Genomic DNA, 13,549 nt, shown 5'->3' with positions numbered 1-13,549 from the left:
TACCTATGAGGAATTGAAACTCAGGCAAAGAAAAAGACAGTAAGGAAAGGACTTCGCTTCCAGACTACCTATGAGGAATTGAAACGAGAAACGTCTCGATCAATTCGTTGAGGACTCAGTCTCGGCATTCAGCACTAAAGGTAACACTCCAATTCTTCATGCGCAAAATGATTGAGGTGTTCTTTCTTGATTTATCTAAACTGCCCCAGCCTGCTGATAACACTTCCTGAAACTCATTCTGCCAAAAATCACCGTTTCATCCTAAAAGCGTTTCCCGGCTATCTCGATCATGCCCATTCCAAGAGAATTCTTTTCTCCAAGACCAGTGTCGTACAAGAAAGCAATCTCCTCTCCGGTGCCGGAAATTTTTACAGGGACAACGGATCCGAAGACTTCGATGTCGTCAACTATGTTGATTCTTATGTTGCTCTTCCTCCCGACCCTTTCGACATAGCCGCTGTCGACGATTACATTGACTTCGCTCTCTTTCCCAGAGAAAATCCTGAATTTCTCTCTGGCATTCTTAGTAAGGAATTCGCCAAACTGGACGGGGTCCTGATACGCCCTTAAATAGAAAGGTGTCTTATGTTCATCGTTTCTTGTAGATAGAACAATCGGCGTAATGCACTTGAAGAGCTCCTCTCCGTCTTCGAAATTCTCGATAAACGCAAAGGCATTTTGGATTATCAAATTATGATTGAGGATTCTAATTTCCCTGTTAAGCAGCAGGAAATCCACTAGATGCTGCATAATCTCTCTAACAGGTGAAGATATGTAGAGAGTAGCAATGTCTTTGGTGTAGACAATCATCTCGTCGTTATTTCCGGCCTTGACATAGGCGTTCTTCTCCGGAATGAGCTTTGAGAAGCAGAAGAATTTGAAACTCTTTTTGCCGTCAAGAAAACCCTCGTCGTGTAGCCATTTTGAATAGTCACGGTTTGCCTTCTGTATCATAGCGTAGATCAGTCCCGAAAGCTGGTGAAAGTGATCACGGGGAACGGCAGATGCTAGTTGTGAAAACAAGTGGCCAAAAAGGCATCATAAAATGCTTCCACAAGAGATCTGACATGGTGATACTTACCTCTGAGAACCCAGAATACAAGCCTATTAGAATAGGCAAGGATAGATGGGACTCCGAATGTGCTATTATCGGGGTAGTAGTTGGTTTGAAGAGAAAGTTTTCGGATTCGTGATTGCTTCTAGTTGTTGAAACGAGTTCTTATTGGGTTTTCTCTGTCTAGTCGATTAACCTCCAGTTCATTCGTTGCTCAGTATACTGATATGAACTCATTCCATCTTTCACTCTTGTGTTGATCACCAGATTCGGTTGCCGGGCCCACGGAAGATGTAAGGTATGTCTTTTGGAAATGCAAGTCATATACCCTCAGCGAGGTGATCATAATAGACAATAGTTCTGGCAAAGAATTGGCCGCGAAGCTAATGAAAGAGGATTTCTCAGCCATTGTCGGCGCAATATCTAAAAAGACGCATGTTAGAAAGTTCAGGGTTGCAAGGCTATTGCTAGAGCTCGAAGAGTTTTCAAAGACATCTAGAAACGAATTTGACATAGAAAAGGCGATCAATTATATATTACTTAGATCAAGAATAAAGAAGAGAACAGCTCTTGCTCTAGTAAATAACGAAAGAGTAGAGACCGAGGATACCAACGACAGTCGAGTATCCGTTATTGTAGGGGTATTTTGGACAATTGTCTATGCTATCTTTGCATTTTTTGCCTATCCAGTGTTGCTTAGCAAAACTGACAAACTCGTGAAAATCAAGTATGGGTTTGTTGATGCGAGCAATCTCAAAGTTGCGATTCAGTTTATTGATGTTCTTATGGGTCTCTCAGGCTTATTCTTTATGTTGCTTATGGTAATTCAGTTCTTACTGGTTAGTCCGTTGTGCCCAAAGAAATGTAGCTGGGTGAAGAAGCTCGGCTTTTCCTTCGCGATGATAGGTTTTGCTATGCTTGTTGCCAGGTCTGCGATGGATTTGCTTTTCGAGGGAAGTCTTATTAGTCCGGATTCTCTTTCACTGATTTCTGGATGTTGCTTCTTGATATTCTACCTTTGCATTCTATACGATTACAGAAAGTCCGAAGAGCTCAGCGACAGTAAAAGGTACTTGCTAGGTAGAACTGCGTTTCTTGCAATAACCTTAGGATACTCACTTCAGTTGTTGTACTCTATCATTTCCTGGTTTGCGCACCCAGAGGCGCCTATTGCTCTGCATCTTGTCGGCACTATTTGGCCTCTGCTCTTTGCTCTCATGGGATATTACATTTATTCAAGAGGCGGCACGCAGGAGTTTGCTTCTCAAGTATTCTACTTGTTGGGCGAGAAAGAGCACAGGTTTCTTACAGAAGACACCTTGAAGAAGGAATTTGGCGAACGAATAGAAGGGATTAAAAACTCAAGTATGCCACAGAACGAAAAGTCTGCGCTAATCCAAGAAGTTTCCCGCGACTTCAACAAGGCAATGATGAACTATGAAAGTAACAAGAAGTGGTATGGTAAGGTCTTTTGGTTTGCTCTGAAAAGTGTTATAGGTGGTATTCTTGCCTACATAGCTCTTAAAGGTTTGAGACTATTACTGAGGAGATAATTGAAGAAATGAACAAACGACTGCTGAGATTCATAGATGTACGAGGCTTTTCATGCAGGGGAGAACATGCAAAATGACTACATCTTTCTACATTAGGAGAAATGCTAAAGTTATCACCTTCATTTTTATGATTGCTCTTGCGGTATTCTGTGCCTATTATCTCGTGAGTATTCCGACTGTTGAGGGCTTACTGATGAATTTGGCGTTCGCTTTGTCCACTGCCTTCATTACCGATTCTCTTGTATTGTCTTCTTCAATTCTTGCTATAGCAGTTCCGTTGTTCGGTGACTCGTCAAACAGGATTCGACAACGCTATGGTTCTATCCTATTAGAAAGGATCGGCTTGAAACGATGGACACTCACCCTTTACGCCAGCACCTTTTTTGTCTTTATTCTCTCAATAATTCAGAAGGCAGGAATAATTCAGCTCCTAGATTCACTGTTCAAGACGGAGTTTCGCCCAGCGTTTTCTTCTGTGGAGTTGTCACTGACACTCATACAAGAATTTGGGCGTGTTCAGACTCTCGAAATGACAATAATTGTAGTGATCCAGCTTCTTCTCTTCACAGGGTTTATTTCGCAAGCTTCTAATCCATACTTTCTGATAGAGATGGCGAGGACAGATCTAAAGAAGAGTCAATCTATTGTTCCTGAAGGGAGACACAAAGTAGAGGCGTTGAAGGAGTCCGCTTTGGTCTACAGGAGTTTGTTGATCGGCAATCCAGAGTTCGGTACTGCATCAGAACAATCAATAGATCTTATAGGTCCTCATTTCTCAATCATCGAAAGCATGATTGAAGTGCTAGCAAAATCGGGAGATAAGAAACATGTTTCAATCATGAAGTCAACTGTAGAGATTTGTTTTGACACTTTGCAACTCTCAATTGAAAGAAGAAGGGTTGAAGATCAGAAGAAGTTTGTTCGTGAACTCAAGAAATGGTTCGCTAAGAGAGCCCTAGACGAGAACCGCCTAGACTCAGAAACTACCTATTCTGATTATCTAGATGTGATTACTGAGAAGATGTCAAAAACGGTCTTAGGTCTCATGATGGGGTCTGATCTTAGTCTGTTTGCTGGTTTTGTTGAGGTTTATCCGACCGTTATCTGGCTTCACAAACATATTAGGTCGTACAAGACCATAAAAGCTCTAAATGCATTTCTTTGTGAGACAATGAAAAAAACAATAGAACGTCACCAAAAGACAGCTCTGCACATAACTATTCATGTGGTCTTTAGATACTACTCTTCATATCAGGAATTCAGAAGCGGTGAGTTCGCACAGTCTTTTGATTCTTCAAATTCTCAGGTAAGCGAACTTGACAAGGAATTTTCAAAGATCAGGACCATTAGAGATCTTAGTGATCGCCTAAATAAGCTTTGTAGATTTGAAAAGTACCAGTTACGCAAGGCCAAAGATGAAGTGATTGAAAACACGGAAAAGAAAATCTCTGAAATGATTGAAGAGACGGAAAAGGAAAAGAAGATCTCTGAAGTGAGAAAAAGTCTATGGGTAAAATATACTCAGAGATTTCTAAGGGAACTAGTAGTTGAAGTAAGCGTATATGCGCTATCAAGAAAAGAATACTGGGCGCTTAAGTTAATCTGGGACTACTTCGATGATAATAGTCAAGATACGCATATGCTGGATGTCATACCTAAGAACATTTGTGACCTTTATGATCTCTATTTCTCCTCGAATCTCGTTGAGCTTCTTGATAAGAGTACCGGAAATTCGAGTTTTTTGCAGTATATCGTTTTACTTATGGCAAGACCAGGGTTTTCATTTTCGGGCGACTTGAATGAGGCAATCCTACAAACTTCCGATGAGTCTATTGGATATGTACGTTTGCTTAATCCTGAAGAAGGAAAGATGATGAACGTGCTAGAATACTTTGAAAAGCAGGATGATCTGCTAGGATTACTTAACATTAGCTTTGGAGAAAAATTGAGGCAAAATGCAGTGACATGCCTCAAGGATCTATATGACAAGGCAACTGAAGAACAGCGCAAAAGAGTAGGGAGTCCCGTAGAAGGCAAACAGTATGAAGTTTAGGTTATGAGCATTGCTCATCGTAAAGGAAACCTGTCAACATAATCAGTCCTGGAAAACCAAAGCCGTGTCCTTTCGGATTCCAATACGTGTGACAAACCTTTATTGGAGGAATACATGACTACATCGTGCGAGCATTTTACTAAGTTTCTTGAAGACACAGGTTACAGAATTATTTCTGGGCAGCAAGAGGGCGTTGTTTTCGCATGCCTAAACCACAAAGCTTGGGAGACTTTAGTAGTAATAAGAATCTCGGATAATGGAGAAGCGATTTCTACTTACAATTTCGTCTTGAACACAGAAGAGAAGATAACCTTCGAACTACTTGAAAAAGAATACGAAAGACATTTGAAGAATCCCGATCCTCGATCTGATGAATATGAGGGTTATATAGCATATAATGGGCGAACCTCAAGATAATGCACGACTCTTCAAAGTAGAATCGGAATGAAGACTCGCATTTCCGATGATATGATAATAACGGTGTAGAAAGGAGCAAGAATGATTGAAAGAGACATCTTCCATCGGTTGCTGGATCTCAGGACACAATATTTGGCAACAATACGAAAGCAATTGCTTTCGGCAAAGAGCAGTAAGTATGGTATGACTGTTAGCATAGCAGATGTGGATAGTAGATCCAGTTCTGTCATTGCCAAGGAATGGTCCGACTTACTTCCAAAAGGCACTCCATTACAACACGCTAAGCCGGGTCAGAAGAGCGGGGCTGAGTACACAGCATTTACAATGGAGTATCTCAAGGAGTCTTTTTCGCTGTTGTTTGAGCTGAGGCCTGGGCAATGGGTTTGGGGAGCCGATAATTACAGGATAACGGACTTCGACCAGTACTACCATTTGAACAGAATTGAGGACTTAGCTAAGACCGATGAATCCTTGAGGGTTCTCTTGACTTCTGACTACATAGTGAAGCCCGATATTGTAGTAAGTAGACTCCCAATTCCTTCTGAACTGCTAGGTGAGAGATGCAATACTGAGATTTCTATGCGCACTCCCCTACTAGAAGATTCCGTTGGTTCCGGGCATCCAATAATGCATGCAAGCATATCTTGTAAATGGACGATGCGATCTGATAGAGCGCAGAATACCAAGGTTGAGGCTCAGAATCTTCTAAGAAACAGAAAAGGAAATAGTCCTCATATGGTAGTAGTAACTGCAGAACCTCTGCCCACACGATTGGCGTCTATCGCTCTCGGAGTGGGTGATATCGATTGCGTTTATCATTCCGGATTGTACGAATTGATTGAAGCAGTCAAGAAGTACGATACTGATAGAAGCGATCAAATGGATATGCTGAACACTCTTGTTATTGGTCGAAGACTGAGAGACATTAGCGATCTACCTTTTGATTTAGCAATTTGAGAAAAAATCGAGGTGTATCTTGATAGAAAAACCCACATTCATAGATCTGTTTTGCGGTGCGGGAGGTCTGTCTCTAGGGTTCAAGAAGGCTGGTTATGAACCTTTGTGGGCTTTAGATAAGGACGAGGTATTCGCATGTACGTACAGAAAGAACTTCGATGTCAAAGTCTTCGAAGGAGATATAAGAGGAATCGCTGATTTTAGTCCGAAGAAGTCGGATGTGATTGTCGGAGGACCTCCATGCCAGGGCTTTTCGCCTTTGGGTAAGATGAACAGGAAGAAGGAACGCACTAGCGAACATGAAGACCTGAATACGTTATGGAGGGAATTCTTCAGAGCAATTCATGAGATTGGTCCTAAGGCCTTCGTGGTTGAAAACGTACCTGGATTCTTGAAGTCCGAGGAGTTCAATTTCTTCTATGGAATGGTGAAGAAAGAAGGTTACAATGTAGTATATGGAGTGCTAAAGGCCGAGGAATTCGGAGTGCCGCAGAAGAGATCAAGGGCATTTACTATAGGTATTATGAACGGTTCTCCAAGTTTGCCGCCTCCGACTCAGATCAGAAAGAGCGTGAGAGACGCGATCGGGGACCTCCCGCTTGAACCAGACGGAAAGGGCTTGCACATCGGCAGGAATCCTACTGCGATTTCTCTGGAGCGTTATAGACTTATTCCACCGGGAGGAAACAGATTTGATTTAATGAGGCTTCGACCTGATTTGTGCCCTCCATGCTGGATGAAGAAGAAAACCGGTAGCACAGATGTGTTCGGTAGGCTTGAGTGGGACAAACCTTCACTTACTATAAGAACGGAGTTCTTCAAGCCGGAAAAGGGTAGGTACTTGCATCCCCAGGCAGATCGACCCATAACCCATCGTGAAGCTGCAAGGCTTCAGACGTTCCCGGATGACTACGTTTTCTGCGGAAGCAAAACACAGATTGCCAAGCAGATCGGGAACGCGGTTCCTCCTGAACTTGCATTGCATGTTGCAATTCATCTGAAGAAACTGCTGCAGGATGTGTATTAGGAGATCTCTCAAGGAGTACCGGAATGACCGACATATTCGATCAAGAAAAACGGAGCAGTATCATGCGTTCTGTGAAGTCTACCGATACATCACCGGAGATGGTGGTCAGGAAGTGGCTTCATGCTCGCGGATATGGATATAGAATTCATAGAAAAGACCTTCCCGGAAAGCCGGACATAACGATGTCCAGACTGAAGCTTGCCATATTCGTTCACGGATGCTTCTGGCACAATCACACCAATTGCAGGAAAGCTACTATTCCGAAAACCAGAACGGAGTTCTGGACGGAAAAGTTCAGAAAGAATAAAGAACGGGACAAGCAAAAAGAAGATGCACTTGAGAAAGCCGGGTGGAGAATACTGGTATTGTGGCAATGTGAGATTGAGCAAGGCAAATTCGCAGATATCCTGCAGGAAAGTTTAAGTAAACTGGAATCGTCGTTAGGTAACAAGTGATTTGGATCTTGGACAGATACAATGTACAATTTTCTTAGGAGTTCTTCTTGAAGGGGTGCCAAATGAGAGTTTCTGCGGTTGACTTGTTTTGCGGTGCGGGAGGTCTGTCCCATGGAATGATTACATCAGGGATAGAAGTGGTTGCAGGATATGACGTAGACGAAAACTGCAGGTTTCCTTTCGAGTACAATAACAACAGTCGCTTTATCAATAAGGACATCAATCTTGTTTCTAGCAAGGAAGTATCAGACCTGCTTTCAATAGGAGATGTGAAAGTACTTATGGGATGCGCTCCATGTCAGCCGTTTTCTACCTACAACATTAGCGTGAAGAGGGGCAAAAACGACAACGATTGGTCTCTACTCGATAACTTTGCGAGACTTGTTGCGGAAGTCAAACCGGATATCGTATCAATGGAGAACGTACCTCAGATTGTTAAGACTCAGGTGTTCCATGACTTCGCTGAGACTCTTCGGTTTCATGACTACAGTATTAGTTACGGCAGCCATTTCGCTCCAGATTATGGCGTACCCCAAGCAAGACATAGACTGATTCTTCTGGCCTCAAGGCTGGGCAATATAGAGTTGATTCCGCCTACCTGCAAAAGCAATGAATACCGAACCGTTAGACAAACGATAGGAGATCTGGAAAGGATTAGCGCAGGAGAGGTTAGCAAGAAAGATCCGCTTCACAGATCTGCAAAACTGAACGATACAAACCTAGAAAGAATAAGGGCCTCTCTGCCCGGGGGTTCTTGGAAGGACTGGGAAGTGTCTCTAAGAGCGAACTGCCACAGAAAACAATCGGGAGAGTCTTTCTCAGCGGTGTACTCAAGAATGGAATGGGATAAACCCGCGCCAACGATAACGACTCAGTTCTATGGTTACGGAAACGGAAGATTCGGACATCCCGAACAAGACAGAGCATTATCGCTTAGGGAGGGCGCTCTTCTCCAAACATTTCCGGAGAATTATCAGTTCGTAAAACCCGAGGAACCCGTCAGATTCAAAGCAATCGGAAAGCTCATAGGCAATGCTGTACCGGTCTTGCTGGCCAGTGCTATTGGAAGAAGCATAATCAAGCACTTGGGAGGTCGATATGAATGACGGAGAGAAAGAAGTACAGAATAGCAATCAAACAGACTGTTCTAAAGCATTTGGGGATGAATCTTTACAGTAGCGTACCTGCTGTTCTATCGGAAGTTGTAGCCAATTCTTGGGACGCGGATGCTACAAGAGTAGAAGTCACGATAAAGAAAAGAGAAAGAATTATTGTCATCTCCGATAACGGGTGTGGGATGGATCTGGACGACATAAACGAAAAGTATCTGGCTGTGGGTTATGAAAGACGTAAAGACCGTCCGACATCTGAGAAATACGGCAGAAAGGTGATGGGTAGAAAGGGAATCGGAAAACTTTCTCTGTTCTCGGTCGCAGATGTTATCGAGGTTCATACTTTGAAGGATGCCCCGAATAGCAGCAAGCAAGGTTTCAGAATAGTTGTTAAGGAGTTGGAAAGACAAGTCAGCGAAAATGAGAACTCTGAATATGAACCCGCAGAGCTCAAGGAAGAAGAAATCGAGATCCAAACCCCTGGTACGACTATCTATCTCAAAGACCTGAAGAAACGAATGAACAGTCTTACCGAAAGCAGCTTGAAGAGGAAGCTTGCTAGGAGATTCAGCATTATTGGAGAAAAACACGATTTTCGGGTATTTGTGAACGGCGAAGAAGTGAGGCCAGAGGACAGGGATTACTACGATAAAGTCGAGTACGCATGGATCTATAGATACCCCCAGAAATCGGAAGAGCCTTCATTCAAAGAAGCAGAAGAGATATTTCGCATTGAAAGTGAATCCTATGGGAGAATATTCGGGTGGATAGGAACTGTGAAGAACAGCGGCAATTTACTTGATAAGGAGGAAGGAGCAGACGACGGTTTCAGCTTGAACAGAATTGTCGTCCTGGTGAGAGGAAAAGTCGCACACGAGAACATTCTTGAATACTTTGCGGAGGGTGGACTATATACCAAATACCTCATAGGGGAGATACATGCCGATTTTTTGGACGAGAATGACGAACCGGACATTACTACTACGAACAGGCAGCAGATAATCGAAGATGATTCTAGATTTATTAGCCTGCGTGATTTTGTAAGGGATCAGCTAAAGAGAATTCAAAGAGAATGGACAGACCTGAGAAACGAAAAAGGAACCGCGGAAGCTACTTCCAACCCTCAAATAGAGGAGTGGTACAGAGAATTAGGTCCGGATAAGAGACGGAAAGCGGATGTTCTTTTCGGTAAGATAAATAGAGTAACGGATCAAGATGAAGAAAAGCACGAGCTATTCGCTCAAGGGGTACTCGCTTTTGAAAGGCTGAAACACAAAGATAATCTAGATGAGCTAGATAGTATAAGCCTGGATAATCTGGAAGTTTTTCTGCGCATATTTTCTGAAATAGAAGACTACAGCGCTGTTCTGTATCACAGCATTATCTCAGACAGACTCCGAATCATAGGGAAATTGAGAGAAGATGTTGAAGCGAATGTTCTTGAGAAAGTACTACAGAGGTATCTTTTTGACAATCTTTGGCTTCTTGACCCTTCATGGGACAAAGTGACTTCAAATGCAGTAATGGAAAAAGCTTTCAAAAAACTTGAAGGATTTTCGGACGAATCTCTTACGGACGAAGAGAAGAATGCTCGGCTTGACATCAAGTATCGTGCGGTATCGGGAAAGCATGTGATAATCGAATTGAAACGTTCTGGTAAGAGCATAACTTCAAATGAACTTATCAAGCAAGTGATGAAGTACGATAATGCTTTTGACAAGTATCTCACAAATATCGGGAAAGCAAGAGAGCTTTTCGAGATTGTCTGTGTCTTGGGCAAAGAACCTGTTGATTGGCACGATACTCCTAATAGCAGGAACAAAACCATCGAAACTTTGAAGATAAATCACGCAAGAATTGTTTTTTATGATGAACTGATTGTTGGTGCATACAATAGATATGAAGAATTTCTTGAATCCGATGATAAGGTGAAAAAAACGAAGCAACTCATAGATGCTATAGCCAATGAGTATTCGCGTAAACTTGTCGAAGTGCGATAGTTGGAAATACACCTTTGCTCTTTCTTTAGGGGGAAACAGTAAGTGTATTTTCGAACTATTGAAGTGGACTGGGTTGACTCTTCTGTATCTAGCCAGAGTAAGAAATGACAGTCCTGAATCCACAAAGGTTCAAATCACATTATCAAAATCTCTCCGAATTGGTTCTGCAGTTCTTGGACCAAGAATCTTCTCCAGTTCCAGAAGCACTTTGATAGTTCGGATATATCCTCTGGTCCAGCGGCATCTCCGTCATCATTTCTGCTGCTTCCGCGAAGGTGTGGGCATCTCCATAAGGGTTTCGGCTCTTTTGTAACGTTACTGTTCAAGTCATTATGAACTGCTGAAGAATCGAAAGAAGCAATACACGAATATGCTTTCGGCTTCCTCTCAAGTTCTCTCCCAGCACTTCTCCGGGTTTCTCCCGCAAAGCGCATTCTCAAGTTCGGGAAGGATCTCTATAAGCGCAGAGACTACGCGCTGATCAAGAGGCATTTCAGTCATCATGTTCACCGCTTTAGCAAAGGAATAAGCGGCCCTGTAAGGCCTGTCGGCTGTTGGGGCTTGGAAAGACATCAGCCACAGCGATAATCTTAGCCTCAAGCGGTATATTGTCCACCTTCAGTCCATGTGGATAGCCGGAACCGTCTTCTCTTTCGTGATGCATATAAGCGTAGAAATGAACTTCTTCAGATATTTGAAGTGTTCGAGGATGTCTTTTCCATACGTAGGATGATTGCGGATAACCTCCATTTCAATCTCATCTAAAGGACCGTGCTTCCTCAGTATCTTAGATGAAATACCGACTTTGCCAATGTCATGCAGCGTTGCTCCGTTAACAAGTTCCCTAATCTTCTTTCTGCTCAGGCCAAGTCTCTTCCCCACCAGTCCGGCGATTATTGCCACGTTCTTCGAGTGAAATCCGGTATATGGATCACCCGTTTCCCACAAATACATAATCTCTTGAAGACCGTGCATTTCATAATATCCGGAAAGTCCAAGAGTGAGCACTTCCATCATGAGCAATACGCCGATTATTCCAGCGATCAGAGAGTGGACTACCATCCACTTCATTAGATCATATCCTCTTATTTCAGTCCTTAGGCCATAGGTGAAGCCCTTTGATCCGTCAGGCGAAAAGGTGATTCTCTCTGCCAGATGCATCTCTGAAAGTAGAGCATCCTTATCAATGCTCACTAGAGCGACCTTGTCGGGGATTTCTTTCTCCTTGTTGTTATCAAATATGTTGAAGTACAGATAGAGCTCCTGATTCACAGTTGACAGTTTGTGAGTATTCATAACGGGTATTTCTGGAGGCCTGTCTATGAGCCTGGCGGATCTTACCGCTGGAAACTCTTGCCGCACTTCCTGAAGCATTTCGTCAATGAACGCTTCGTCACCAGATACCACAGCATAGTACATCCCATGCCACTGGAAATACCCCTTGGAAAGTGTCGTAGCAAGATTCTCGACAGATGTCTCACAAATCCCTGAGTATATCTTCTGTGTGTAGTCTATTGCCTCATTCTGAAAGACGTGGTACGGAAGCATCATTAGAAGAATCGTAACTAACATAATGAATATAACCAGAGCGGGCCAGATGTATCTGAGCTCTTCAAATCCTCTCATTCAGAATCCCCTTATGTTCAGTTTGGCTTAATCTATCTATTGCTAAGTAATCATATCACCTAATCTTTCGATGTAATCACCCTAGCTTTATCTCCAGCTTTTGTTGAAGATTTGACAAGACAATTGAGACAATTAACCGATCATATTTGTGAGTTTTGTCATTGATGTTTGCTGGTGTAGTATGTCAACGTATGAGATTACATTCAGGGGGCTCAAGTTGAAAAGTGGGAAGTTGGTCTATGAGATCCTGAGCATTAAGGATTTTGGATTTGCCATGGGCTTAGAGATAAAAGGGTCAGACTCCAATTTTTCATTGTGAGCTGAATGTTGAAAATTTCGTTCACGGGTATTTGTTTTCTGCTGGTGATCGAGTAATGACACAGGATACACTCTCTTCCGAGCTCATAGATTCCGCACGAATCTCCTCATTCCTGCTTGATGCTTGGCGTGAACGCGCTCGGTCATTTCTGGCCTGCCTGAATGGAACCACGGAGTCATCGTTCATGAGAAAGCAGGAAGGAAATCTTCTCCTTCCTGCCGTTAGGGTGTGTGTGTAGTACAGTTGCAAGTTACAAGTTCTGAGTTGCAAGGGAAAACCAGTTGCAAGTTCCAAGTTGTGAGTTGCAAGAGTAAGAGCCGCTATCCGCTTAAAGGCGATGAATCCGCTGATCGCTGGAAAGACCGCTGTACTCTTAGAAGCCCCCGACCGATAAAGGACCGGCTACCTGGGTAATGACTCCTTCTCTTCTTCTTTCATCAGCGATGCCCTTTCCCAGTCGAAGCGAAGGACTGTCTCGCGGTTCACGGTCTCTCCCCTGTCTCTGGAGACAATGACCCGTAGCTCTTCTTTGGGAGCATTGTCGTCGTAGAAACACTCGTGATGAAGCATGATTATCGTATCCGCGCAAGCGTTTATCTCTTCAGCGTCATGAAAGTCCTTCTGTTGAGGTACCTTGCCTGGATTGTCCAGGACTGTCCTCTTCATCTGGCTACCGAGAATGATCGGAATCTCTAGAAGCAACGCGAGCTCCTTGAACCAGTCGATCTCTCCCTCTCTCTCGCAAATCAGCTGCAGGTAATCGACGAAACAGACGTCGAAAGTGAGGGAGGACTTCTCCTCCTCGATTTCATATGCCACTTCGTCTATCGCCCAGTCTCTGAGATCGAAGAAGAACAGCGGTATCCGGTTCAGCTCTTCTCTCAAGCGCTCCGCATCTTCATAGTCTCTGAAGTGGCTCGAAACAAACCTTTCCTTTAACTGTGCCGTACTTCTCTCAAGTGTTACGTATGCGGTC

General features: G+C 43.3%; 14 protein-coding genes. 9 read left to right on the top strand and 5 right to left on the bottom strand.

Annotated features, from left to right (window positions below; genetic code table 11):
• Positions 1-261 precede the first annotated feature (261 nt).
• Positions 262-1,023, bottom strand: a complete 762-nt coding sequence (gene cas6 / locus B3157_RS08220) for a CRISPR-associated endoribonuclease Cas6 (protein WP_349680379.1) — start codon at positions 1,021-1,023, stop codon at positions 262-264.
• Between cas6 and B3157_RS08215 the strand changes: the two genes are divergently transcribed.
• The 9 genes from B3157_RS08215 (at position 1,005) to B3157_RS08175 (ending at position 10,628) form a co-directional block, all read left to right on the top strand.
• Complete coding sequence (locus B3157_RS08215; RefSeq protein ID WP_292590056.1) at positions 1,005-1,193, top strand: LexA family protein; 189 nt, start codon at positions 1,005-1,007, stop codon at positions 1,191-1,193. The genes cas6 and B3157_RS08215 overlap by 19 nt on opposite strands.
• A gap of 199 nt (positions 1,194-1,392) precedes the next feature.
• Positions 1,393-2,607, top strand: coding sequence for a hypothetical protein (locus tag B3157_RS08210; protein WP_292590055.1), 1,215 nt, complete (start codon positions 1,393-1,395; stop codon positions 2,605-2,607).
• A 73-nt stretch (positions 2,608-2,680) separates the two neighbouring features.
• Complete coding sequence (locus B3157_RS08205) at positions 2,681-4,660, top strand: hypothetical protein (RefSeq protein ID WP_292590054.1); 1,980 nt, start codon at positions 2,681-2,683, stop codon at positions 4,658-4,660.
• Between the two features lie 114 nt (positions 4,661-4,774).
• Entirely contained in the window at positions 4,775-5,077 is a 303-nt protein-coding gene (locus tag B3157_RS08200) for a hypothetical protein (RefSeq protein WP_292590053.1), read from the top strand.
• An 81-nt stretch (positions 5,078-5,158) separates the two neighbouring features.
• The gene (locus tag B3157_RS08195) at positions 5,159-6,034 is read left to right on the top strand and encodes an NgoMIV family type II restriction endonuclease (RefSeq protein ID WP_292590051.1); all 876 of its coding nucleotides are present in this window, start codon (positions 5,159-5,161) and stop codon (positions 6,032-6,034) included.
• 19 nt (positions 6,035-6,053) lie between these two features.
• A complete protein-coding gene (locus B3157_RS08190; RefSeq protein WP_292590049.1) occupies positions 6,054-7,061 on the top strand; it encodes a DNA cytosine methyltransferase in 1,008 nt (335 codons plus the stop codon).
• 23 nt (positions 7,062-7,084) lie between these two features.
• Positions 7,085-7,516: a very short patch repair endonuclease gene (locus B3157_RS08185; protein WP_292590048.1), complete on the top strand. Its 432-nt coding sequence runs from the start codon at positions 7,085-7,087 to the stop codon at positions 7,514-7,516.
• A gap of 62 nt (positions 7,517-7,578) precedes the next feature.
• Entirely contained in the window at positions 7,579-8,622 is a 1,044-nt protein-coding gene (locus B3157_RS08180; protein WP_292590046.1) for a DNA cytosine methyltransferase, read from the top strand.
• The gene (locus B3157_RS08175) at positions 8,619-10,628 is read left to right on the top strand and encodes a BbrUII/HgiDII family restriction enzyme (protein ID WP_292590044.1); all 2,010 of its coding nucleotides are present in this window, start codon (positions 8,619-8,621) and stop codon (positions 10,626-10,628) included. Before B3157_RS08180 ends, B3157_RS08175 begins: the two co-directional genes overlap by 4 nt.
• A gap of 387 nt (positions 10,629-11,015) precedes the next feature.
• On the opposite strand, the gene B3157_RS08170 is transcribed toward B3157_RS08175, so the two are convergent.
• The 4 genes from B3157_RS08170 to B3157_RS08155 form a co-directional block, all read right to left on the bottom strand.
• Positions 11,016-11,201: a hypothetical protein gene (locus B3157_RS08170; protein ID WP_292590064.1), complete on the bottom strand. Its 186-nt coding sequence runs from the start codon at positions 11,199-11,201 to the stop codon at positions 11,016-11,018.
• Complete coding sequence (locus B3157_RS12890) at positions 11,143-11,292, bottom strand: HD-GYP domain-containing protein (protein ID WP_292590042.1); 150 nt, start codon at positions 11,290-11,292, stop codon at positions 11,143-11,145. Before B3157_RS12890 ends, B3157_RS08170 begins: the two co-directional genes overlap by 59 nt.
• A complete protein-coding gene (locus tag B3157_RS08160; RefSeq protein ID WP_292590040.1) occupies positions 11,247-12,254 on the bottom strand; it encodes an HD-GYP domain-containing protein in 1,008 nt (335 codons plus the stop codon). Before B3157_RS08160 ends, B3157_RS12890 begins: the two co-directional genes overlap by 46 nt.
• 721 nt (positions 12,255-12,975) lie before the next feature.
• Positions 12,976-13,549 (bottom strand): DnaB-like helicase C-terminal domain-containing protein (locus tag B3157_RS08155; protein WP_292590038.1); only part of this gene is annotated, 574 nt, incomplete at its 5' end.

It is taken from the genome of Mesotoga sp. UBA5557, assembly GCF_002425715.1.
Lineage (GTDB): Bacteria > Thermotogota > Thermotogae > Petrotogales > Kosmotogaceae > Mesotoga.
This window is presented reverse-complemented; position numbering and strand designations above follow the sequence as displayed.

What these genes read in the sequence shown, in the direction of transcription:
- B3157_RS08175 (WP_292590044.1), top strand. Translation starts at nt 8,619, where the DNA reads ATGACGGAGAGAAAGAAGTACAGAATAGCAATCAAACAGACTGTTCTA.
- B3157_RS08160 (WP_292590040.1), bottom strand. Translation starts at nt 12,254, where the DNA reads ATGAGAGGATTTGAAGAGCTCAGATACATCTGGCCCGCTCTGGTTATA.
- B3157_RS12890 (WP_292590042.1), bottom strand. Translation starts at nt 11,292, where the DNA reads ATGCATCACGAAAGAGAAGACGGTTCCGGCTATCCACATGGACTGAAG.
- B3157_RS08185 (WP_292590048.1), top strand. Translation starts at nt 7,085, where the DNA reads ATGACCGACATATTCGATCAAGAAAAACGGAGCAGTATCATGCGTTCT.
- B3157_RS08180 (WP_292590046.1), top strand. Translation starts at nt 7,579, where the DNA reads ATGAGAGTTTCTGCGGTTGACTTGTTTTGCGGTGCGGGAGGTCTGTCC.
- B3157_RS08195 (WP_292590051.1), top strand. Translation starts at nt 5,159, where the DNA reads ATGATTGAAAGAGACATCTTCCATCGGTTGCTGGATCTCAGGACACAA.
- B3157_RS08170 (WP_292590064.1), bottom strand. Translation starts at nt 11,201, where the DNA reads ATGTCTTTCCAAGCCCCAACAGCCGACAGGCCTTACAGGGCCGCTTAT.
- B3157_RS08205 (WP_292590054.1), top strand. Translation starts at nt 2,681, where the DNA reads ATGACTACATCTTTCTACATTAGGAGAAATGCTAAAGTTATCACCTTC.
- B3157_RS08200 (WP_292590053.1), top strand. Translation starts at nt 4,775, where the DNA reads ATGACTACATCGTGCGAGCATTTTACTAAGTTTCTTGAAGACACAGGT.
- B3157_RS08215 (WP_292590056.1), top strand. Translation starts at nt 1,005, where the DNA reads ATGCTAGTTGTGAAAACAAGTGGCCAAAAAGGCATCATAAAATGCTTC.